Raw genomic sequence first — 24009 nt, 5'->3', positions numbered from 1 at the left:
TTTACTAGCTGATTTGCAATCTTGGTTAAAAGAGCAAAGAAATTAAACTATCTCTTGCAGCTTTTGACTGAGATACATCGCAATTCCTTTCTCGTAGTAAGCGGCTTCATTAATAAAAATAGGATAAACAGTAGACTCTCCCTCATAGAAAATATCTTTTCCTGCAAAAGTCAGAAACATTGGATCACCTGGATTCAGAGGTTCATAGTCTCTAAACTGAAGCTGGGGATGAATCATGGCTTGAATCTCCCCACTTTGCAGCCCACCGTAAGCATCGCTTCTCGGATAATCGATAGTCTCAATATATTGATAGAGTGTAAGCTGGCTGCTTGTCTGCGGAATATTACCTTGATTGCACCCTTCAAAATAGTCTAAAATTGCATAAATAAGCTGCTCTGTTTGTTGAAATAATTCGGCATTTAAAATATTCTGAGCCACAGCACCAACTTCGATAACAAAACCCAATTCGCACAAAGAACGAAGAAAACCACCTTCTTTAGATTGCTGATTCACAAAAATCTTTACCATCGGATTGATAGAACTTAAATAAGCAGCTAACCGAAGTAAGAAAGGATTCAGATCGCAAAAAATCAGACTTAACCCCATGTTGGCAGTTGTGCTGTGCAAATCAACAATTACATCTACAAATGGCTGATTTTGCGGTTGTAGTACTTGTTGGATTGCTTTCGCGCGCGTATCTTCATAACTTGAGAGTTGAGGATTTTGTAAACCTTGATTGGTGAAGCAACGGTTTAAATCCCTGTCAATGTATCGTTTACCTTCTTCAATAGCTTTAAGATTGCCAAGTAATGGCAGAGTTTCAAAAGTTGTCCTGTTGATTAAATTTGGATACTGCTGAAACTTTTTGACTAGATATACTCCTGTTAACTCATTACCGTGGTTTCCTCCAACGATCGCAACTCGTTTAATCTGGCTCATAACAACCTCACTGTCTCCCCTACGGTTATCGAGAATAGTGCAAGATACAAGATAGAAGTATAACTGTTGCTGACTAAATCTTGTAAAAGACTGACGCGATTGCTCCATGTTCGAGCCAAAATGTGATAACTGTTAAGCTGTTAGCTTTAGCACAAAAGAGGTGAAAATTTATGGAGTATAATTTTCAAGCGATCGCTGAACTTTACAAAAACGCCCTCCTCAACGACGTACTCCCATTTTGGGAAAAATATTCTCTTGATTGGCAGCAAGGTGGCTATTTCACTTGCCTAGATCGCTACGGCAAAATTTATGATACAGATAAATTCATCTGGCTGCAAAACCGCCAAGTGTGGACTTTTTCGATGCTTTATAACCAGCTAGAAAAACGCGAAAATTGGCTAAAAATTGCCAGCAATGGCGCTAATTTTCTCGCTCAACATGGCAGAGATAGTGATGGGAACTGGTACTTTGCTCTCACTCATGAAGGAAAACCACTGGTTGAGCCTTACAATATCTTCTCTGATTGCTTTGCAGCGATGGCATTTAGTAAATATGCACTTGCTGGGGGCGAAGAATGGGCAAAAGATGTGGCAATGCAGGCTTATAACAACGTTTTACGCCGTAAAGATAACCCGAAAGGCAAATATAATAAAACCTATCCCGGCACACGCCCAATGAAATCATTGGCTGTACCAATGATTTTAGCCAACCTGACTCTAGAGATGGAATGGCTACTACCAAAAGAAACCCTAGAGAATGTCCTAGCTGAGACTCAGAGCGAAGTGATGACCGATTTTCTCGACCCAGAACGGGGATTAATGTACGAAAATGTTGCCCCTGACGGTTCCCACATAGATTGTTTTGAGGGACGGCTGATTAACCCTGGTCACGGTATCGAAGCTATGTGGTTTATCATGGATATCGCCCACCGGAAAAACGATACCAAAACTATTAACCAAGCTGTTGATGTGGTGCTAAATATCCTGAATTTTGCTTGGGATAGCGAGTACGGCGGATTGTATTACTTTATGGATGCAGAGGGTCATCCTCCACAACAATTGGAATGGGATCAAAAATTGTGGTGGGTTCACCTAGAGTCTTTGGTTGCATTAGCAATGGGCTATCGCCTGACAGGGCGTGAGGTATGTTGGGAATGGTATCAAAAGATGCACGATTATACCTGGTCAAACTTTGCTGATTCCGAGTACGGTGAGTGGTTTGGCTATCTCAATCGACGCGGGGAAGTATTGTTAAACCTCAAAGGTGGCAAATGGAAAGGATGTTTTCACGTACCGCGTGCATTATATCTTTGTTGGCAGCAGTTTGAAGCATTAAAGTGATATACATCAATAATCAAAAGCCACAGCATGAAGTTAGAGATATAAAGGGATTGAGGAAGCGATCGCATCTTGTCTCTCTTAGCTCATAGTCAGCGATCGCACAGGGTTATTTCCTCCTACATTTTCTCAGAAATGGTAAATCTTCCAAAACTGGATGCTCCCGAAATTCTTGTGTAATTTTTAGGCTCTTATTGTAAAACAGCTTCAGACATCTGGGAATACTAAATCTGGAAATACTAAGGATTTAGCAGTTAGCAGTATGGTCAGCACTCTTGTTAGAATTCCCGGATATCACATAACTGAAGAACTTTACAACGGTTCTAGAACCATCGTTTATCGAGGATATCGAGAGACTGACTCATTACCTGTAGCGATCAAACTGCTAAAAAATCCTTATCCCAATTTTAGCGAACTCTTGTCGTTTCGCAATCAGTATATCATTGCGAAAAATCTCAACTCACCCCTAATCGTCCAAACTTATAGCCTAGAACCATACGAAAGTGGCTATACGTTGGTGATGGAAGACTTTGGGGGAATCTCTCTGACAGATTATTTCACTTTTGACCAGACGCTATATATCGCTTCTTTACAAGAGTTTTTAGAAATAGCGATCGCACTCTGCGACATCTCAGATTTACTCTACCACGAGCGCATCATCCACAAAGACATTAAACCCAGCAATATATTAATTAATCCCGAAACCAAACAAGTTAAATTAATTGACTTTAGTATTGCATCTTTATTACCAAGAGAAACCCAAACCCTCGTCAACCCCAATGTGTTAGAAGGGACACTTGCTTATGTTTCCCCCGAACAAACAGGCAGAATGAATCGAGGGATTGACTATCGCACAGATTTGTACTCACTCGGCGTAACTTTCTACGAATTACTTACAGGAGAGTTACCTTTTGACTCCAACGACCCGATGGAGTTGGTACATTCTCATATTGCAAAAATTGCACCATTAGTACACGAAATTAATTCCGAAATTCCATCTGTACTATCAAAAATTGTCAGTAAATTAATGGCGAAGAATGCTGAAGATAGATATCAGAATGCCTTGGCACTGAAATTTGATTTAGAAAATTGTCTGCATCAGTTACAAGTTTTGGGTAAGATTGAAAGTTTTGAAATTGCGAGTAAGGATGTGTGCGATCGCTTCATCATCCCCGACAAACTGTACGGACGGGAAAATGAAGTTCAGTCTTTACTGAAAGCTTTTGAGCGTGTTGCTAGCGGCAGTTCTGAACTGATGTTGGTGGCTGGTTTCTCTGGTATTGGCAAAACTGCGGTGGTGAATGAAGTCCACAAACCCATCACCCGACAGTGCGGCTATTTCATCAAAGGAAAGTATGACCAGTTCAATCGCAATATTCCGTTTTCAGCCTTTGTCCAAGCTTTTCGCAGCTTGATGGGACAAATCCTGAGCGCATCCGATATAGAACTAGCTCACTGGAAGAAGCAAATCCTGGCTACTGTTGGTGAAAACGGACAAGTTCTGATTGAAGTCATTCCCGAACTAGAATACATCATTGGTTCCCAACCCCCGATAATTGAGTTGGTTGGTAGTGCATCTCAGAATCGGTTTAATCTGCTCTTTGGCAAATTTATTCAGGTATTTACAAAAAAAGAACATCCCTTAGTGATTTTCCTCGATGATTTACAGTGGGCCGATTCCGCTTCTTTGAACCTTTTGAAATTGTTGATGAGCCAGTCAGAAGCAGGCTATCTACTTGTACTCGGAGCTTATCGGGATAATGAAGTTTTTCCAGCCCACCCGTTGATGCTAACCCTGAATGAGATTAGAAAAGGTGGTGTCAATCTCAATACTCTCATGTTGGCTGCTTTGAATGAATTAGATATTACCTGTTTAGTTGCCGATACATTGCAGTGTTCAAATAATATCGCTGCACCGCTTTCGCACTCGATCTACCAAAAAACTCAGGGAAATCCATTTTTCACAATTCAGTTTTTGTACGGACTGCATGAGGAAGAATGTATTATTTTCAATCGTTCCTCAGGCTATTGGCAGTGTGACTTAACCCAGGTAACACAGTTGGCTCTGACGGATGATGTTGTGGAATTTACGATCCGACGATTGCAGAGACTACCAGAAGCAACACAGCAAGTATTAAAGCTAGCGGCGTGCATTGGTAATCGATTTGATTTAGAAACATTAGCAGTAGTCTGTGAAGCTACTCAAGATAGTGTCGCAGCAGATTTGTGGCGATCGCTTCAAGAGGGGTTAGTTATTCCAGAAAACTCAACCTACAAGTTTTTCCAGGGAAAGGGACATGATGTAGAAGCGGTTGATAACATAACTGTTAGTTATCTGTTTCTCCACGATCGAGTGCAGCAAGCCGCTTACTCTCTCATTCCTGAGACTTTGAGACAAGCAACCCACTTCCAAATTGGCAAACTTCTGCTTGCTAATTTTTCGCCAGAAGAACAAGGTAGCAAAATTTTTGCGATCGTCAATCACTTAAATGAGGGCTTTGTACTTCATCAAAGCCAGGAAGAACGTTCAGAACTTTTACAGCTAAACTCTATTGCAGGGAAAAGGGCTAAAGAGTCTACTGCCTATGGGGTTGCTGTTAACTACTTTACGGTAGCTGAACGCTTATTACCTCCAGATAGTTGGCAGCAATGCTATGAAAAGTCCTTAGATGTTTATTTCAATCTCGCAGAAGTTAAGTATTTGTCTGCGGATTTTCAATCTTCTCTAGCCATTGTTGAAACGATTTCTAGCTTTGCAAGACAACAAATTGATCGGGCTGAAGCGTTTAACCTAGCGATTCTGATGTTCACATTGCAAGGTCAGTACCTCCAAGCACTTCAGTATGGACAAAAGGCATTGTCTTGCTTGAATTTTGATTTATCAGAAATAGACTTACCAGAGAAACTTGAATCTTACCAACATGAGATTCAATTGAAATTAGGGAATCGCACAGTAGAGCAGCTAGTCGATGAACCAGAGTCCACAGATCCAGAAAAACGCCTGATTATCAAAATCTTAAATAATTTAATAGTACCCGTTTATGTTCTACAAAAGGGAGAGCTATACTTTGTCGTCGCTTTATCGATGGTTTCAGTATCTCTCAATTTTGGCGTAATAGCTGAATCAGGAAACGGATTTTCAGCCTATGGAATGTATCTCGGATATTATCAGAGCGAGTATCAATCTGGCTATGAATTTGGAGTACTTGCCGAAAGTTTAGCCAAACGATTTAAGCAAGCAGATAATTTATGCAAAGCTTGCTATATGCTGGGGAATAATTTGCTTTCCTGGGTGCGTCCCTTGCGTTGCTCTGCGCCTATTTTCGATCGAGGATTAGTGGCTGGGCTACAGTCTGGGGAGATGGTTTTCTCAGGTAATCTTTTGATGTACAAGCTGCTCAATTCATTTTATGCCGGAGAAAGCCTATTAGAAATTCAGCAAAATCTTCCTGAATATTTAGAATTTTGTGCCAAGAAACTTAACTATCAGCTTCCTGTGGATGTGATCTCTGGATTAAACATTGCGCTTGCTGAACTTACAGCGAGTCCTGCTGAGGATATCCCGACTGAGCAGCAGCATCTGGAAGTATGTAAAATAAACAACAGTGATTATGCAATTTGCCACTATTTGCTCCTAAAAACTAAAATTCTATGTTTTTACGGGCGCTATGAAGAGGCATTGGAATCGGCTCAGGGGGCTGAAGACCTCGTTGGTACAATTACTGGAAAATATCAGGTTGCAGCTATCAATTTCTATCAATCTATTGCTCTAGCTGAATACTGCCGGATTCATTCTCTAGGTTTAGACAATAGTTATATCCAAAAAGTTAAATCAAACCAAGCGCAACTGAGTCTATGGGCAGCTAGTTGTCCTGAAAACTTTGCTCATAAGTACAATCTCGTGAATGCAGTTTTAAGCGTTTTATCAGGACAGAAAACAGAAGCAATTGAACTGTTCGATAGCGCTATTTCTGGAGCTAAGAGCCTGTCAAGAAACAACTTTTACAATTTATTATCTAGAAAGCTTACTGAGAAGGCATTTCTAGCTCAAAAGAGGCAAGGTTGTTACATGACAAGCTCTAAAGTCAATGGCTACCTCCAAGAAGAAGCCTTAGCAAACGAACTTGCAGGCAAATTCTGCCTCGAATGGCGCAAACAAAAATTCGCCGCAGGCTATATACAAGAAGCCTATTATTGTTACGAAAAATGGGGTGCAAAAGCCAAAATTGCCGATCTGGAAAGACGCTATCCACAATTGCTAGCCCCTATCCTCCAGCAAACCCATACTCCCTTCTCCACTAGGGACACAATCTTCTCATTGGCAAATGTTACATCCATCAGTTCCAGCACTTCCCACAGTAGTAATGTATCTGTTGCTTTAGATTTAGCTGCCATTCTTAAAGCTTCTCATACTATCTCAGGTGAAATCGAATTTGAAAAACTGCTTTCATCGTTGCTTGAGATCGTCATTGAAAATGCTGGGGCTGATAAATGCGTGTTCATGATGTTGCGAGACGATTCGCTAGACGATACCAAAACTGAACGCCTGTTAATCAAAGGGTCAATTACCACAGGTTTAAAGCCAGTTGTCTTGCAGCATATTCCCATTGAAGATAGCCAAGACATTCCCCACAAGCTGATTTACAAAGTCAAACATAATAGGCAGACTGCTGTAATAGTTGATGCGAGTGCCGATCTGACCTTAGCCAACGACCCATATATCATGCGTCAGCAGCCGAAAAGTATCTTGTGCAGCCCGATTTTGCATCAAGGGAAGTTGCTGGGCATTTTATATCTAGAAAATAATTTAACAACGGGGGCATTTACAAGCGATCGCATCGAACTGCTTAATTTGCTGTGCGCTCAAGCGGCAATTTCTTTGGAAAATGCCAGACTTTATGAGCGTTCTCAGGAATATGCCCAACAGCTAGAACAGGCATTAAATAACTTGCAACAAGCACAATTACAAATGATCCAAAGTGAAAAAATGTCTGCTTTGGGAAACTTAGTTGCTGGTATCGCTCACGAAATGAATAATCCTTTAGGTTTTATTGCTGCCAGTATTAAACAAGCTAAACCAACTATTTCTGATATTGTGGAACACTTAAAACTCTATCAAGAAACTTTACCCGATAAGAGTGAAGAAATTCTTGACCACGAATCAGAAATTGACTTGGAATATAGCTTAGAAGACTTGCCAAAAATCCTTGATTCGATGACGATAGCGTGCGACAGGCTGCAAAATATCAGTACCTCACTTCGCACTTTCTCTCGTGCCGATCGGGATTATAAAGTACCGTTTAACATTCACGAAGGTATTGATAGCACTATTCTTATTCTCAAACATCGTCTGAAAGCTAACGAAAAACGTCCCACTATCGAAGTTGTCACAAACTACGGTAATTTACCTCAAGTTGAATGTTTTCCTGGGCAATTAAATCAGGTATTTATGAATATTCTTGCTAATGCTATTGATGCTTTAGAGGAGTTGAATATTGGGCGAAGTGTGGCAGATATTCAAGCTAATCCCAACCGTATTACCATTAAAATTTCAATCGAAAATCATCTTGTAAAAATTGCCATTACTGATAACGGTAAGGGAATGAGTGAACAAGTAAAACAAAAGATTTTTGACCATTTATTTACTACAAAAGCTGTAGGCAAAGGTACAGGATTAGGATTGGCGATCGCTCGTCAAATTATTGTAGAAAAACATGGTGGAGCAATCGAAGTGAATTCTAAACTTGGCGAAGGAACTGAATTTGTGATTCAGCTACCTCTGTTGGCATAAAGGCATCACTGTTCCCTACCTGGTAAATTGTACGCTAAAACTGAAAGTACATGGAGTAAGATTTTCAGGAATCGCTTTTTCCTGAAAGATTGGTGAGAAAGCTATGCTTCTCGTGCTAATTTTAATCTAGGTTGAACGAAAAATCGTCGTTCCAGACACTTGAAAATTTCTTAGCGTACAAAAAACCTTTTCTGAGATAACTATAATAGAACTTAGGCACGGGTAATCGGAAAACGAACCACAGAGGGCGCAGAGGTCACGGAGGAACGAGAGTTTTAGAGGGTTTTTGCGTAGTCGTACTATAATGTGCTGTAAATCAAGAGTTAAAGCCACTAACCATCTGAATTAAAGCTTTAATTTTGTTTTAATTACCGCCTCATCTCTAAAGCCTACTAAAACTGCTGTTCCATCTTTAACGAAAATTGGGCGTTTTAGCAGCATTGCATCATTAGCAAATGCGTCAATCCACTGTTGATCAGTCCAAGTTTTCTTTTCATCTCCTAAAGCTCGATAAGACTGACCGGAGGTATTTCGCATGGGAGCAGAACCCAAAGACTTCATCCAGTTTTGAATCATCTCACTGTTAGGTGGAGTTTCTTTAGTATTGATGAATTCATATTCAATGCTATTGCTTTGGAGCCACATCAGAGCTTTTTTGCAAGTGCCACAGTTAGGAATTCCGTAAACTTGAATGGACATAAAGTAGTTAAGCAATAATTACCATTTTTATACATAATATAATTGATAATTAATGTAACCTGGAGCATCTCATCTTTGTAAGTATACCAGGGGATTAGAAATTGCGGCTATACAAACAAAGTCCGCCTACGCGGACTCGAAGAATTTGAAACCCAGGTCGCTGGGTTTTGTTTGTATAGCCGCGTACTCCTACCGAGAAGCAAGCTACGCGTCAGCGTGCTGGAGGCTCTATTCCATTCAGCTAGGCCCGGCGTGTTTTTATACTCATTGAGATGCTCCCAATGCGATCGCTTATAGGGTTCGTTTTCCCTACTTCGCACTCACCACTTTATGACCGATATCTCTCCGGTAATATATGCCCTCAAACTGAATATATTTGATCCCAGAGTATGCTTGGGCGATCGCTTGCTCAAAATTTTCTCCGATTCCAGTCACATTTAATACTCGACCCCCATCTGTCACAACTTCTTGTTGCTGGTTTAATTTTGTACCTGCATGAAATACAGTTGCTCCTGTTACCTCTGCGTCGCTAATGCCAGTAATAACCTTACTTTTCTCATATTCTCCGGGATAACCACCTGAAGCGGCAACGACAGTGGCAGATGTTCCTTTTTTCCAAGCAATGGGCGGTAATTCACTTAATCGCTGCTGTACACAGGCTAGAAGTAAATCTTCTAGGGGTGTTTCTAATAATGGCAAAATCACCTGGGTTTCTGGATCGCCAAAGCGACAGTTAAATTCCAAAACCTTTAAGTCGCCATCGGGTGCAATCATTAAGCCAGCATACAGCACACCCCGGTAATCAATGCCTTTAGCTCGTAAGGTGGCGATCGCTCTTTCTAAAACTTCTGTTTGAATCCGTGCCATCAACTCTGGTGTCGCAATGGGTGCTGGGCTATATGCTCCCATACCACCAGTATTCTCGCCTGTATCGCCGTCACCAATTCGCTTATGGTCTTGAGCGGGTAGCAAAGGACGAATCGTTAACCCATCCGTTAATGCTAAAACTGATACCTCTTGCCCAATTAAACATTCTTCAATGACGACAAATTCACCAGCACTACCAAATTGCCCCTGAAAAATTGCATCAACAGCACTTTCTGCCTGTGCAACTGTTTCAGCTACTATCACACCCTTACCAGCTGCCAAGCCATCAGCTTTAACGACAATTGGCGCTCCCTGAGACTTGACATAAGATTTTGCTGCTTCTGCCTCCGTAAATACCGCAGCCCGCGCCGTCGGAATCCCTGCTTCTTGCATTAGGGCTTTTGCCCAAGCTTTACTCGCTTCAATTTGCGCTCCCGCTCTGACTGGGCCAAATACCATCAATCCTTTATCTTGAAGGTAATCTGTGATTCCTTTAGATAGAGGTACTTCTGGCCCAACTACTACTAGAGTTATGCCATGTTCTAGAGCATATCGGCTGATGCCTTCAAAATCATCTACTCCTAGGGGCAAGTTCTGGCAACGTTCCATACTTGCTGTTCCCCCATTCCCTGGTACACAGACAACTTGCTCAACTTGCTTAGATTGCAACAGTTTCCATGCCAGAGCGTGTTCGCGCCCTCCATTACCTATAACTAAAACTTTCACTGATTTCCTCGTGTGTCCCTTGCAAACGAGAATACCTGATTAAGCTCTCGCGATCAATTTTTTCACAAGAGTGACAGAACTGGGATAGCTCTGAGTGCTTGCAAAGCGCAATCTGACAATGCGATATTTAGTGGTCTTCTCTACGAGATGCAAGCGCAAAAAGTTAGTGGCGGGTCTGAATCCCCCACTTATTCATTCTGACTTCTGAATTCTTCTTCAATCAAATGAATGATCTGCCTTAAGTAGAAAATTCCAACCGATGTGCAGTACCATTATCCACAAAAGTCTGTTCACCAAAGCCGACTAATTCCACAATGGTTTCACGCGTTATAGGTGAAAACTCACCTTCTCTGGCTGCAATCTCAACAATGGTTGTTTGCTGCTCGGAATAAACATGGTAAGTTGTGGTGCAAAAGGCTCCTGTTTTGTACTCAAAAGTATGACCATCATCTTCATAAAGGGTAAACTCACCAACACCCTTCCAGATTCGCAGTCTCATTTGGTTTATGGGATGTTCATCTACATATTGCATTACTGGGGCGATCGCAATAATGGAGCCAGCACGAACATATAACGGCATTTTCTCCAGTGGTGCATAAGCAAGAATGTGAGTTGGCCCTGTAAATTCCTCTCCACTCCACCAATCGTACCAACAACCTTCAGGCAAGTAGACGGCACGATGTTCAACGCCTGGACGGTAAATTGGTGCTGCTAGTAACGAGGGGCCAAGCATTACTTGATCGGCAAGAGAAAAGGTATTTTGATCGTTGGGGAAATGATAGAGAAGTGGGCGAAGAATTGGTGCGCCAGTAGTTGCAGCTAACCAAAAAAGAGTGTAAATGTAAGGTAGTAATTGATAACGGAGTTCAATATACTCGCGGCAAATTTTTTCGATGCGATCGCCAAATACCCAAGGCTCATGCTGTGCAGTAGTTAATGCTGAATGTCCACGCATCAAGGGGTAAAGCATTCCTAGCTGCATCCAACGCGCATATAGTTCAGCCGTAGCATTCCCTGCAAACCCCCCAATATCACTACCAACAAAGGGAATACCCGATAGACCCAGGTTACAAAGCATTGGTATGGACATTTCCAAGTGTTCCCACAGAGATTGATTGTCTCCTGTCCAGATAGCTGACCAACGTTGAATACCAGCATATCCAGAGCGTGTCAATATAAAAGAGCGTTCAGTCGGACGAGATATTTTCGCTCCTTGATAAGATGCCTGTGCCATCATTAGCCCATAAAGATTGTGAACTTCCTTGTGGGTGGTTATCTCCTCAGTTGGCCCCTGTGGTGCATCAAGGGGAAAGGAAATTTTGTTACCAGGGTCGCCGAATGGACGGTCATCCAGTGCGGGTTCATTCATGTCGTTCCAAATGCCGACAACACCAATATCAGTTAAACTTTTTTGCCAATTTCCCCACCAATCTCTAACTTCAGGACGTAGGTAATCAGGAAAGACAGCCTTGTCTGGCCAAACATAGCCGTGGAACAATTGACCATTGGTTTTTCGGATGAAATAGTTGTTGTTTAATCCCTCGTCAAAGACTTTGTAATCTGCTTCTGGCTCGTATTTGACTCCCGGATCAACAATCGTCACTACTTTAAATCCATCTTGTTTGAGATTATGGATTAATTTTTGAGGGTCAGCAAATCGCTTGGGACTCCAGGTAAAAACCCTATAGCTATTCATATAGTCAATATCTAAATGAATAACATCACAGGGAATCCGACGCTGACGAAATTCATCAGCTAGTTTGCCTACTATATCTTGTGACTCATAACTCCAGCGACATTGATGATAACCTAATGACCATCGAGGTGGTAAAGGCATCCGTCCAGTTAGCTGGGTGTAAGTCTGGATAATTTTCGCTGGTTCCGGCCCATAAATAATGTAGTAATCTAGTTCACTCCCCTGAGTTTCCATCTTCCAGACTCCAGGCTGCTGTGCGCCCAGATCAAATCGGCTCCAATAAGTAGTATTAAAAAAAAGTCCGTATCCCAATCCAGGACGCAAAGCGATGAAAAAGGGAATTGCCTGATACATACTGTCTGTCATGATGCCGTAATCGATCGCATCTGATGCCCAGTTGGTTCTCACTTTTGAGCGCTGATCTAATAAACCAGTTGGTTCACCAAAACCATAGAAATGTTCGTCAGCTTCAATCCGTTTCCACCCAGCAACCTCCCCTGTCCGCCACCCCATCCCTAAGTCTGTATCTTGTGCAAAAGGCTGTCCTGCTGAGTCAAAGCACTGGATACGACAAGGATCGCGGGACACGACAATAGACAATTGCTCAGTTTCTATTTCTATAGTCTCTGCTTTTTCCCGCACTTCAAACGGCACAGTAGGCCATTCTTCATCCGCAAGTGCTACTGCCCACGATCGCCTAGAGAGAAATTCACCACTTGGGGCCATCCTTACCCGAATTAAGTTTGGTGCTAGCACACTAACTATTAGACAGGGGTCGCCGCACAACAAGAGGATATGGCGCTCATTCTGTTGTATTGCTTGTACTGCTCCAAGGATTGACCAAGGCGCTTCAGTTGTGTGCAGTTGTCCAAAGTATTGTGGCATAATTTCTGATTTCAAGATAACTATTTTACCCAATTGAGATTCACATAAACTACTACTCAAAAGCGTGTATCTTTAGGCATAGGGTATATTTAACTTTATTTATCGCGGTACTAGGCAATCAAAGCCGCGCTTTGGAGCCAAAAGTAGTAATATCTGCGATCGCAGATATTATCCCTTCAACAGCGATCGCTTTCTGTGCCACACCATTACCCGTTTCTATGTGAATACGAAATTTTCATCAAAGTCTCAAGGTGGATGAAGCTATGAGCTAAATTTGTTACTGTTGGCTAAAAATTACAGTTGAGTAAATTTGATGAGTGTTCGAACACTACGCTCCTACGCTTTCCTATCAATTGGGGCAGCAGTTGTTACTATTGCTTTGAAGTTTGGGGCTTATCTGCTAACCGGATCGGTAGGGTTGCTTTCGGATGCAATCGAATCGTGTGTGAATCTGGCGGCAGCATTGATAGCACTGTGGGCAGTAACTTATGCTGCCAAACCAGCCGATGCAGAACACACCTTTGGGCATTCTAAAGCGGAATATTTTTCCAGTGGAGCAGAAGGTGCGTTGATTATAGTTGCAGCAATCAGTATTGGAGTTGAAGCCTGGGGAAGATTACTGCACCCAGAAGCGATCACTCAAGTAGGATTGGGGTTGGCTCTATCAATGTTGGCAACAGCAGTCAACGGTGGAGTTGCTTTTGTCTTGCTAAAAGCGGGACGACGTTTGCGTTCGATTACACTGCGAGCTGATGCTCATCACCTATTTACTGATGTCTGGACTTCGGGTGGTGTGATAGTGGGAATCTTTTTGGTTCAGGTAACAGGTTGGCTAGTACTTGACCCAATCATTGCTTTGTTGGTAGCAGTCAATATTGTCTGGACAGGATTTAGTTTGCTAAGAGAAAGCTTTTTTGGATTACTGGATACTGCTTTGCCTATTGAAGAAATGGAGACAATCCGGGTTATTCTCAGTAAATATGAACGCCAAGGTATTCAGTTTCATGCAGTGCGTTCTCGGATTGCTGGAACACGTCGGTTTATTTCCTTTCATGTTTTAGTACCTGGAGTATGGACAGTGCAGCAAGGACATGATTTATGCGAAGCAATTGAGTTGAGCATCATTCAAGCATTGCCAAAAAGCAGCATCACAACTCATCTGGAACCATTAGAAGACCCTGTATCCTGGGACGATCAAGAATTGGAGCGGACTAGTAACCAATGACATGAATCACTTGCAAGCACTGTTCAAGAGGGTGAACTACCCCAACTTGCCGAGTACGGCTGAAGTTGGGGCTTCTGTAATCGTTGGGGAGTGCCTAAACTTAGACTTTCGCCCAAGAATAGGACTTACCTCTCCTCCTACAGCAGAGACGGCTGAACCTTCCGCCTTTATCATTCTGATACCCTCTGCTCTAATGTTCTGCGCGGCGTTCGCGTCACGCGAATGATGAGTATTGCAATGAGGACAAGTCCATTCACGGACATCCAATGGCATCTCACCTATTTGATAGAAGCAATTAGAACAGAGTTTGGAACTAGGGAACCACCTATCAATCTCAACCAACTTTCCACCTCTGCTTTCTAGCTTATAAGCTAGAAAGTTAGTGAATGTTCCCCAGCCCACATCAGATATTGATTTCGCCAATTTGTGATTATGCACCATGCCTTTGACATTAAGATTTTCTACTATGACAGCTTGACTATCGCTGATCAACTTGTAACTAAGTTTATGTAGAAAATCCTGCCGCGAATTAGTAACTCGCTCGTACACTTTGGCAACAACTTTTCTATATTTATTTCTTGAATTACTCCCTTTTAACTTACGTGCTAATTTCTTCTGTTTGCGTTTAAGATTTTTCTCATGTTTGGCAAGGTGTTTAGGATTATCGTATTTTGAAACCTTTTCGCCATCAGTGACGACAGCAAAGTGTTTTAGTCCTAAGTCAATGCCATAAATTTTACCTTCTGAAATAATCGGATTTTTACCCTCAACTTCAGTTAGGATAGATGCAAGATATTTACCAGAAGGCGTTTTGCTTACAGTAACAGTTTTGATTTTTCCCTCAATCGGTCTATGTATTTTGGCTTTGACTATCCCGATATTTCCAGGGAGTTTAACATCGCCATCTACAATCTTGACGTTTTGAGGATACTGGATAGACTGTTTTCTGTGCCTAGATTTGAATTTAGGAAATCCAGCACGTTTCTCAAAAAAGTTTTTGTACGCTGTAGTTAGATTCAGTGTCGTAGCCTGTAAAACTTGGCTATAACAATCGGCTAACCACACAGTCTCTTCTGTCTTTTTGAGTGTAGGAAGAAATGCGTTGAGTGCCGCACGGCTAAGTCCTTTTCCCGTTTCCTTGTAAGTCTCAATTGACTTATTCAGAGCGTAATTCCACCACCATCTAGCACACCCAAAAGTTTGCGCTAGTTGTATTTCTTGCTCAACTGACGGATATAAACGGACTTGTACAACCTTATGTAGCACTCAATATCACCTCTTTGATGTGCTTATCTCATCATAAATATAGATTGTGGTAAAGCACTAAAATATAATGTTGGTGATTTCTCACTCCCCCCCACTTCTTTATCAACCTGCGGTTGATATTAGTCGGAGGTGTTTTCGTCATCACCCGGCTATCCATCCCCACCGTAAGACGGATGGGGAATTCCGCCGAATTAGTTAAATAATAGGTGAACCACCTTCTAAACACAAAACAGCCACCTCTGCTTCATTCAACAATTCAACATCAGCAGCGTTTTTTGAATAAGTGTATGTATGAGGCGGTAGCCCCTAGGGACGAAAAAAGTAAGTACCTCTGGAAATCTGCATAATTCTTTACCTAATTACACAGAAGTTACAGTTAGTAACTTCTGTGTAATTAGCAATTTTCAAAATTTTAACTATTTCCTTAACTGTCTTAACTGTCTTAACTGTCCACTTAACTGTCTTAACTGTCTTAACTGTCTGATTAGCTATCTTAACCATCTCCTTAACTGTCTTAACTGCTATTGCATTTTGTAGATAAAGCTGAGATGATTTGTAAGCTGAAGTTCAACCTGTTCTTTGAAATGTAGTTATTAAATTTAAAATTAGTCTACTTTAATAAATCTATTATGGAAATCTATCATAATGAAATTTTCGTCCAATATTAAATAGCAGGAGTAACCGTAAATATTATCTCATAATGAATCCCTAATCCACCCCAAAAAACTATGGATTAACACCAATCAAAAATAAAAATACTTGTCATTAATTGAAGCATATCAGGGCAGTTTTACCAGCATAAATAGAAAAGCGAATGCTAAAGATTATTTTAGTTTTTCTAGATTTAATTACTGATATTTAAACCGGAGTTATTCTTAAAATCAGACTAACAGAATTTTATTAAACTTAAAGAAATCTTATACATTTATATAGCTAAATATAGTATTGAAAATCTCCTCAAAAATATCTTTAGTATAGAAATGAGATATTATTTAAAAATATAGTCGCTTCAATAGAGAATATATTATTCCCATGCAAATGTTTCTCTGAATTAGATACTTAAGTAGTGTTTTCATCAGCATCCAAGTGTAAGGATTTTAGGTAATTATTATAATGGATGACATAGTTAAAAAACTTGCTGGTCTGGGTCTTCCTGGTGTAATACTCGTGATTCTAACGGTAACAACAGGGGGAAGTTCTACTGCTGTTGCAGCTATTCTGACAGCCTTGGGAGGGCCCTTTGGCATCGTCGGAGGTATAGCCCTGCTAGGTCTAGTAACTTTGGTAGGAGATACTGTAACAGGATATGGAATTGAAGCCATTCTTAAAGGCATCTATACAGAACGTAGTAAAACCGAATCTGTGATATTTCTCCTCAAAGAAATTCAAGGTTTACCAATTACAGAGGAGCTAAAAATTAAATTGAAAAATCAACTTAGCGTAGCAATGATTACTGATACTAAAGAGGTTCGATATTTAAAAAAAATTGAAATCATTGAGGAATAGTTTTTTTATACAAACTGTAAAATTGTCAACATTTAGTTAGGTTGAGCAATTTACAGCAAGATAATACTAATTGTCTCAAAGGGGACTTTTATAAGGATATAAAAGCTAATGCAATTAGATAATTATAATCAGCTTTTAGAAAATTCAAGTAATTTAAGTTTTAAATATAGAGAAATAGAGGTTGCTATTCGGGCTAGCTTCACTGTAAACGATTGTATTTTTAGAGAAAGAGAGACAGAAAATTTAAAACAGGAGTTAGTTGCTTATGTCGTTCTATCAGGTTTATTTGTAGCAGCAGAATTGTTATCTCACCTGCAAGCAATCCTACCTATCGAATCTACACCAAGGGCAATTGTGCCAGTATCAACTCTACCGTTTACAGATAGAGGAGAGTTAGATGAAGTGACTCTAGCTACTTTAGAAGTTATTGACTCTGACCTAATGCTTCGTATAGAAGACCAACTAGAGTCATTGTTAGAAATTGAACGTGTTGCAGTAGTTTGCGAACCGATAGTGAAGAGTATTCCTCCTCTCCATTTAGAGGATTTACTACCCGATACTCAAGCGATGTCTAGGACGGGCTGCACCTACGCTCGTGATGATAGTCAGCAAAATTTACAAGCCACGACATTCAGTATTCAGACACAAAACAATAACTCTTTCTTGCCAAAAAAATTAGCCATTAGTCATGGGAAACCGTTACAAAACCCTCAAGATGCTTCCAAAACCTTAGCAGAAGTACTGCAACGAACTGCTCAGTCAACTAAAAGCATCGTCTACATTCAGCCTGATGGTATTGAAAAAGTGATCAATGTATCCACTGACTTGATTCTGCAAAATCCCCTCAAATGGCTAGATTTGATTGATTTGCATAAAGCTACGATTAGTTGGGCACCTAATTTTGCATTTTCCCTCATTTGCGATCGCGCTTTCGATATCAATCGAAACAATTGGGATTTGTCTTCAATGAGGTTTTTGATTAACGCAGGGGAGCCGATTGTAACTAAAGTAGCGAGGAAGTTTCTGAAGCTACTTAGCCCCCACGGTTTGCGGACTAATGCTATTCATCCAGCTTTTGGAATGTGCGAAACTGCTTCTGGTATTACTTTCTCCGACAGTTTTTCTTTAAAATCTTCATCAGATGAGACTTCATTTGTAGAACTTGGCTATCCAATTGCTGGTACTTCCTTACGTATCGTTGATGAAAATGAACAAATAGTTACAGAAAATACTATTGGTCGTCTACAGGTTAAAGGTGCATCTGTTACCTCTGGTTACTATCAAAATCTCAAGGCGAACAAAGAAGTTTTTACCTCTGATGGTTGGTTTAATACGGGAGATTTAGGGTTTCTCCACCAAGGACGTTTAACCATTACTGGACGGCAAAAAGATGTGATTATCATCAATGGGCTAAACTCCTACTGTCATGAAATCGAAGCCACCATTGAAGAAATTGCGGGCGTAGAAGTTTCTTATACAGCAGCTTGTGCCATCCGAGCCACTGGAAGTAATACCGATCAATTAGCCATCTTTTTTAGTCCCAAACTTTTTGATGATCAGAGTTTAGTGAGTCTCATAAAAGAAATTCGCACTCGAATTGTGAACAATCTGAGAGTAAATCCCGATTATTTAATTCCAGTAGATAAAGAAATTATTCATAAAACTGTAATTGGCAAAATTCAGCGATCGCAACTTAGCCAGCGCTTTAATGCAGGTGAGTTTAAAGCAATCATTAAACGGATTGATATATTACTGAGTAATGCTAATACTATTCCTGACTAGTTATACCGTAAAGTATGAAAGCAAAATTACAAATTTATTTGTTTGTGGAGATTAAAATCTTGTGACAAACCAGATATATAGCCAATCAGTACTAACATTTGATGGTCAAGACGATTACATAGATTTTGGCAAAAACGATTTTGCTGGTGTTTTTGCTCAAGGAAGTTCAGCCTTTACGATTTCAGGATGGGTGAATCCTCATCAACTAACAGATAAAGCCACCACCTATGGAACGCGCAACGTTTTTTTCGCTCGTTCTTCAGATCGATATAGTGATAATTTTGAGTTTGGCATCAGTGAATCAGGAAACCTAGATATATACATTGACGAAAATGTTGAAAAATTTATCAAACCCTTTGGTAATGGAGAATTAGCTGTCGGACAATGGCACTTTTTTGCTATTGTTTTTAATAAGGGTCAAGTAAGTATATACCTTGACGAACATGAGTACTTTGGCTATTTCACAGGTGACTCTTTAAATAAAGCAACGAGTTCTATAACTCTGGGCGCGACTTTACACAACAACATATATTTCACTGGTCAATTAGCTAACATTAGCGTCTGGAATTACCCTTGTCCCCCAGTGGAAATCCAGAGGCATCGCTATCAACCTTTAGTTGGCAATGAACAAGGATTAATCGCTTACTGGGCATTAAACGAAGGACAAGGGACAAGTGTAAAAGACCAAACTGGAAATGGCCATGATGGAAAATTGCGTGGCAATCCCAGTTGGGATGTTGCACAACTTCCCTTTGGAATTACACAATCATCCAGCGAGAGTGAGAAACAAGACCAGACATTGACTAATCCCGATGAGGAAAAACCATCAGAAACTGTGGTAATCGGCGAAGAAAAACAGTTGATTGCAGAAGTTATCCCCATTCAAGTAACTGCGATCGCTGAAGGTGATTTGCGGCAAATATCCGTTGAGGTTCCTCCGGTTGTAGAAACTGACATCCCCACAGAGACAACAACAAAGGGAAAAAAAGGGACAAAAAGACAGACCGAAAAATCTGCAAATATTCAAACTAATCAGCCAAAGGGCGACAAATCAGAAACAGCCCAAACAGTTGCAGTCAACATCCAACAACAGGAAGAACCACAAACATTAACTCAGGAGCGATCGCCAAAAACTATGAATACTAAAGCCAATCCCAAATATAAAATCCTTGCTATTGACGGAGGCGGTATTCGGGGCATCATCCCCACCATGATCCTGGCAGAAATTGAAAAGCGGACACAAAAGCCGATTTTTAGTTTGTTCGATTTAATTTCTGGTACTTCTAGCGGAGGAATTCTGGCACTCGGATTAACTAAACCCCGATTAGATTTAGAGGCCACCGATACCTCACCCACAGCCCAATATAGTGCTGAGGATCTCTTGCAAATATATATTGAGTATGGGGCTGAGATATTTTACGAGCCCTTCTGGGAAAAAGTACTCGGTCAAATAGAGGATATATTCGTTCAACCAAAATATTCTTCCGAAGGAAGAGAAGAAATTATTAGGCAATATTTTGGTGATAGTCCTCTAGAAAATAATCTTAAAGAAGTATTTGTAACTAGCTACGATATCGAGCAGCGAATTCCGATATTCTTTACTAACAAACTGGAAAAACAACAGACAGAATCGAAAAAGTTTCGTAAGTTATGTGCAGGCTTTACCCTCACAGATGCGGCATTAGCAACTAGTGCAACTCCAACTTATTTCGCTCCTTATCGCGTTTCTAGCTCCCATAATACCAACGGCTTTTACACTTTAGTCGATGGTGGAGTAGTTGCTAATAATCCAGCTAATTTGGCTATTTTAGAAGCACAAATCAGTAGACAAGAAACTAAACAACCCCTAAATATAGAGGATATCTTATTAGTATCCTTGGGTACTGGTTCCTTGACCAGTGTCTACGCTTATGATGAAGTGAAACAATGGGGCCTATTACAATGGGCAAAACCACTATTAAATATTGTGCTGGATGGTGGGAGCGAAGTAGTAGCTGGAGAATTAGAACGATTATTTGAGGCTACTAATAAAGGGAATAAAGCTTCTTATTATCGATTCCAAACATTCTTAAAAAGCGAACTCGAAGCAATAGATAATGCCAAATTAGAAAATGTCCGACAGTTACAAACTTTAGGTAGCATACTGATTCAAGAAAAAAGTCAAGAAATCGATGAGTTGTGTAAGATTTTAACAAGCTAAATCTGAGAGGATGTTTTATAAGTTGCCTTGGCAATATCAAAAGTTTTAGTTCACTCTAAATCCCTCGATAAATTGGGAAACTTTGATTCCAGTCTCCTGCCTTTTTAGGAAGATAGAGAGAATAAATTAAGGAGCTAAAATCATAGATAAACACTTTTAAAACAACCTTTGAGGCTTTCTGAGTAAGTATGTAAAACAACGAGGTATTGGAGTTGTGGCTAAATGGAGTCTTTAAGTAAGGCATCTTATCGGATTGTTGCCATTCCTGGAGAAGGGATTGGGCCAGAAGTAGTGGAAGCTTCCTTAAAAATTCTGCACCACGTTGCTAAAATTCAAGGATTTACCTTACAGGTAGACTATGGTTGGCTCGGCGCAACTGCCTTTGAACAACTGGGTAGTTACTTCCCTCAAGCCACTGCCGAACTGTGCGATGGAGCCGATGGGATTGTATTTGGTGCAGTTAGTCAAGGCGGATTGCTGGAACTCCGAAAGCACTTTGACTTCTTTTGCAATCTTCGTCCAATCCTCAGCGTTGAAAGTCTTCTGCATAAATCTAGTCTTCGACCAGAAAAAATTCAAGGACTTGATATTCTCATCGTTCGAGAACTAGTCAGTGGAATCTATTTTGGCCCATCTGGACGCTCTTGCGATGAACAAGGAAATTATGGATACCATACAATGCGCTATTACGATGAAGAGATTCGTCGAATTGCTCACAAAGCATTAGAAAAAGCGCAATCTCGCCGAGGCTTACTGACCGTAGCTCACAAAGAAAACGCTTTACCTCATTTGCCTTGGACTCGTCTAGTTCAAGAAGAAGCTAGACAATTTCCCGACGTTGTTGTTGAGCCAATGTTGGTAGATAACTTAGCTATGCAAATGGTTTTAAATCCCCAACGCTTTGATGTCATTTTGGCTGGTAATTTGTTTGGAGATATTCTCAGCGATATTGGCGGTGCATTAGTTGGCTCAATTGGCTTATTAGGATCGGCAAGTCTTAATGATAATGGATTTGGTTTGTACGAGGCCATTCACGGTACGGCTCCAGATATTGCAGGCTTAGGAATTGCTAATCCTCTCGGAACCTTGGGAGCCTGTGTTTTAATGCTTCAGCAATGGGGAGAAGTGCAGGCTGCCCAACAGATTATTGCAGCGCAAGACCGAATTTTAGCTAAGGGATACCGAACAGCTGATTTGTTTACCCAAGGAGAAGAAATTTTAGTTAACACTGCAACCTTAGTTGACCTTTTGCTTGAAGAACTTTCAGTTGTGCAACATTCTCAATTAGGAGTGCTTCATGAGTCACGAAAATAAAGTTTTGCACCTTGGAGATGATATCAATACCGATGATATTATTCCTGCCAATCGAGCTACAAATGATGATCTAGATAGTTTAAAGCATTATGCTTTAGAACATGTGATTGGAGCAGGTGAACTGCTAAAATATGATGTGATTGAAGCAGGAGAAAATTTCGGCTGTGGTTCCAGTCGAGAAATTGCTCCCATTGCCCTCCAAGCTGCTGGAATTACAAAGATTCGGGCGCGATCGTTCGCCGAAATTTTTTATCGTAATAGTATCAATATTGGACTTCCTCTAGAAATTTTAGGGGAGAAACAGGAGAATCCTGTAGTTGATGCGATCGCAGCAGCAGGTGGGTTAATGTCTTTTAATCAGCTGCGTCGTCAGGGTCAGATTACCATTCCTGGCAGCCTCACCCCGACCCGACCCATGACTTTAGTAGAAAAACTTTTGGCCAAAGCCTCTAGAAATTCCTACGTCCAGCCGGGAGAAGTGGTTTTTGCTCAGGTCGATTTAGCATTATCCCATGATGCTGTAGCCGGGCCTGTAGCTAAAACATTCTATAAACAGTATGGAGAAGGAGCAAAGTTATGGGACTCCCAAAAGGTGGTCTTAGTAGCAGATCACTTCATCCAAATCAACGACATCCGTGCTGATGACAAAGCATATCTGATGTACGAACAGATGATTGAATTTGCTAAATTCCAAGAATGCCACTTATTTGATGTGGTTTCCCCAGGTGAAGCAGCAGGCATCTGTCACGTTTTACTCCCAGAAAAAGGGTTTGTCCGACCAGGGATGATAATTGCCGGTACAGATTCCCATACCTGCACATACGGGGCATTGGGAGCCTTTTCCACAGGCGTGGGAACGACAGATATGGCTAATATCTATGCCACAGGAGATATGTGGATTCGTGTTCCTCCAACCCTAGTATTTGAGTTATCTGGAACCTTACCTCCTAAAATCAGTGCCAAAGATATTATCCTGTTTATTTTGGGACAAATCGGCTGTGCTGGTGCTACCAGTAAAGTAATGGAGTTTAGAGGGTCAATCCTCACACAACTGCCTTTTGATGAACGGTTAACTTTAGCCAATATGGCCGTGGAGTGTGGGGCAATCTGTGGGTTGATTGTTCCTGATGAAGTAACCCGTGAGTATCTAAAAAACCGAGTTTCAGAAGAATTTCAAGAGATTGTCGGCGATGCTGATGCTGAGTACGAAAAGGTTTATCAATTTGACCTCAGCAGTTTAGAACCACAAGTTGCACGTCCGCCGAAACCAGATCAAGTAGTTGCCATTAGTCAGTTAGAAAACATTCCGATTACCAAAGCCTTTATTGGCTCTTGTACTGGAGGAAAACTCTATGACTTAGCTCAAGCAGCCGAAGTTTTAAATGGTCGCCAACTGGCAGACGGTGTAAACTTGTTTATTGTACCTGCAACCATTGAAATTAGAGAACAAGCTCAAGAATTGGGCTATATCGACATTTTTGAACAAGCAGGCGCACAAATTCTCAAGACAGGTTGTGGAGCTTGTATCAATTCTGGATTTGGGGTTTTGGCGAAAGAAGAAACAGGTATTTATGCAACCAATCGCAATTTTAAAGGACGCAGTGGCGATCCAACGGGCAAAAATTATTTAGCCTCACCAAGAACAGTAGCTATCTCTGCTGTAAATGGAAAAATTAGCGATCGCTTTGATTAAAGACTGAGCTATCAGATGGGGTTGAATTAGAGATAAAACTCAAAGAATATTAACCAAATCTGAACGTGAATTACTCTTATTTA

At 40.9% G+C, this 24009-nt stretch carries 13 protein-coding genes; 8 read left to right on the top strand and 5 right to left on the bottom strand.

Going from position 1 to position 24009, the window contains the following annotated elements; genetic code table 11:
- Positions 1-42 precede the first annotated feature (42 nt).
- Positions 43-939, bottom strand: coding sequence for an aspartoacylase (locus tag V7K69_RS32050; RefSeq protein ID WP_335042190.1), 897 nt, complete (start codon positions 937-939; stop codon positions 43-45).
- A 170-nt stretch (positions 940-1109) separates the two neighbouring features.
- Here V7K69_RS32050 and V7K69_RS32045 point away from each other — a divergent pair, with 170 nt between their 5' ends.
- The gene (locus V7K69_RS32045; protein ID WP_335042186.1) at positions 1110-2279 is read left to right on the top strand and encodes an AGE family epimerase/isomerase; all 1170 of its coding nucleotides are present in this window, start codon (positions 1110-1112) and stop codon (positions 2277-2279) included.
- A gap of 259 nt (positions 2280-2538) precedes the next feature.
- A complete protein-coding gene (locus tag V7K69_RS32040) occupies positions 2539-8067 on the top strand; it encodes a trifunctional serine/threonine-protein kinase/ATP-binding protein/sensor histidine kinase (protein WP_335042184.1) in 5529 nt (1842 codons plus the stop codon).
- A gap of 345 nt (positions 8068-8412) precedes the next feature.
- Here the strand turns inward: V7K69_RS32040 and V7K69_RS32035 are convergent, their stop codons facing one another.
- From V7K69_RS32035 to V7K69_RS32025, 3 genes are all read right to left on the bottom strand, one after another.
- Positions 8413-8766: a Spx/MgsR family RNA polymerase-binding regulatory protein gene (locus tag V7K69_RS32035; protein ID WP_335042181.1), complete on the bottom strand. Its 354-nt coding sequence runs from the start codon at positions 8764-8766 to the stop codon at positions 8413-8415.
- A gap of 309 nt (positions 8767-9075) precedes the next feature.
- Positions 9076-10359, bottom strand: a complete 1284-nt coding sequence (purD, locus tag V7K69_RS32030) for a phosphoribosylamine--glycine ligase (protein WP_335042178.1) — start codon at positions 10357-10359, stop codon at positions 9076-9078.
- A 238-nt stretch (positions 10360-10597) separates the two neighbouring features.
- Positions 10598-12940, bottom strand: coding sequence for a glycoside hydrolase family 31 protein (locus V7K69_RS32025; protein WP_335042176.1), 2343 nt, complete (start codon positions 12938-12940; stop codon positions 10598-10600).
- Between the two features lie 313 nt (positions 12941-13253).
- Here V7K69_RS32025 and V7K69_RS32020 point away from each other — a divergent pair, with 313 nt between their 5' ends.
- Entirely contained in the window at positions 13254-14165 is a 912-nt protein-coding gene (locus V7K69_RS32020; RefSeq protein ID WP_335042175.1) for a cation diffusion facilitator family transporter, read from the top strand.
- Positions 14166-14201: 36 nt separating this feature from the next.
- On the opposite strand, the gene V7K69_RS32015 is transcribed toward V7K69_RS32020, so the two are convergent.
- Positions 14202-15431, bottom strand: coding sequence for an RNA-guided endonuclease InsQ/TnpB family protein (locus V7K69_RS32015; RefSeq protein WP_335042172.1), 1230 nt, complete (start codon positions 15429-15431; stop codon positions 14202-14204).
- 1113 nt (positions 15432-16544) lie between these two features.
- Between V7K69_RS32015 and V7K69_RS32010 the strand changes: the two genes are divergently transcribed.
- From V7K69_RS32010 to V7K69_RS31985, 5 genes are all read left to right on the top strand, one after another.
- On the top strand, positions 16545-16937 hold the full coding sequence (locus V7K69_RS32010) for a hypothetical protein (RefSeq protein ID WP_335042169.1): 393 nt from the start codon (positions 16545-16547) through the stop codon (positions 16935-16937).
- A gap of 108 nt (positions 16938-17045) precedes the next feature.
- On the top strand, positions 17046-18719 hold the full coding sequence (locus V7K69_RS32005) for an AMP-binding protein (protein WP_335042167.1): 1674 nt from the start codon (positions 17046-17048) through the stop codon (positions 18717-18719).
- Positions 18720-18780: 61 nt separating this feature from the next.
- Positions 18781-20919, top strand: coding sequence for a patatin-like phospholipase family protein (locus tag V7K69_RS32000; protein ID WP_335042165.1), 2139 nt, complete (start codon positions 18781-18783; stop codon positions 20917-20919).
- A 222-nt stretch (positions 20920-21141) separates the two neighbouring features.
- The gene (locus tag V7K69_RS31995) at positions 21142-22233 is read left to right on the top strand and encodes an isocitrate/isopropylmalate dehydrogenase family protein (RefSeq protein WP_335042163.1); all 1092 of its coding nucleotides are present in this window, start codon (positions 21142-21144) and stop codon (positions 22231-22233) included.
- The gene (locus V7K69_RS31985; protein ID WP_442936224.1) at positions 22217-23926 is read left to right on the top strand and encodes an aconitase/3-isopropylmalate dehydratase large subunit family protein; all 1710 of its coding nucleotides are present in this window, start codon (positions 22217-22219) and stop codon (positions 23924-23926) included. Before V7K69_RS31995 ends, V7K69_RS31985 begins: the two co-directional genes overlap by 17 nt.
- Positions 23927-24009: the final 83 nt, after the last annotated feature.

Origin of the sequence: Nostoc sp. (genome assembly GCF_036917775.1) — a bacterium.
Lineage (GTDB): Bacteria > Cyanobacteriota > Cyanobacteriia > Cyanobacteriales > Nostocaceae > Nostoc.
The sequence above is the reverse complement of the archived record's forward strand: the minus strand, read 5'-3'. Positions and strand labels throughout refer to the sequence as shown.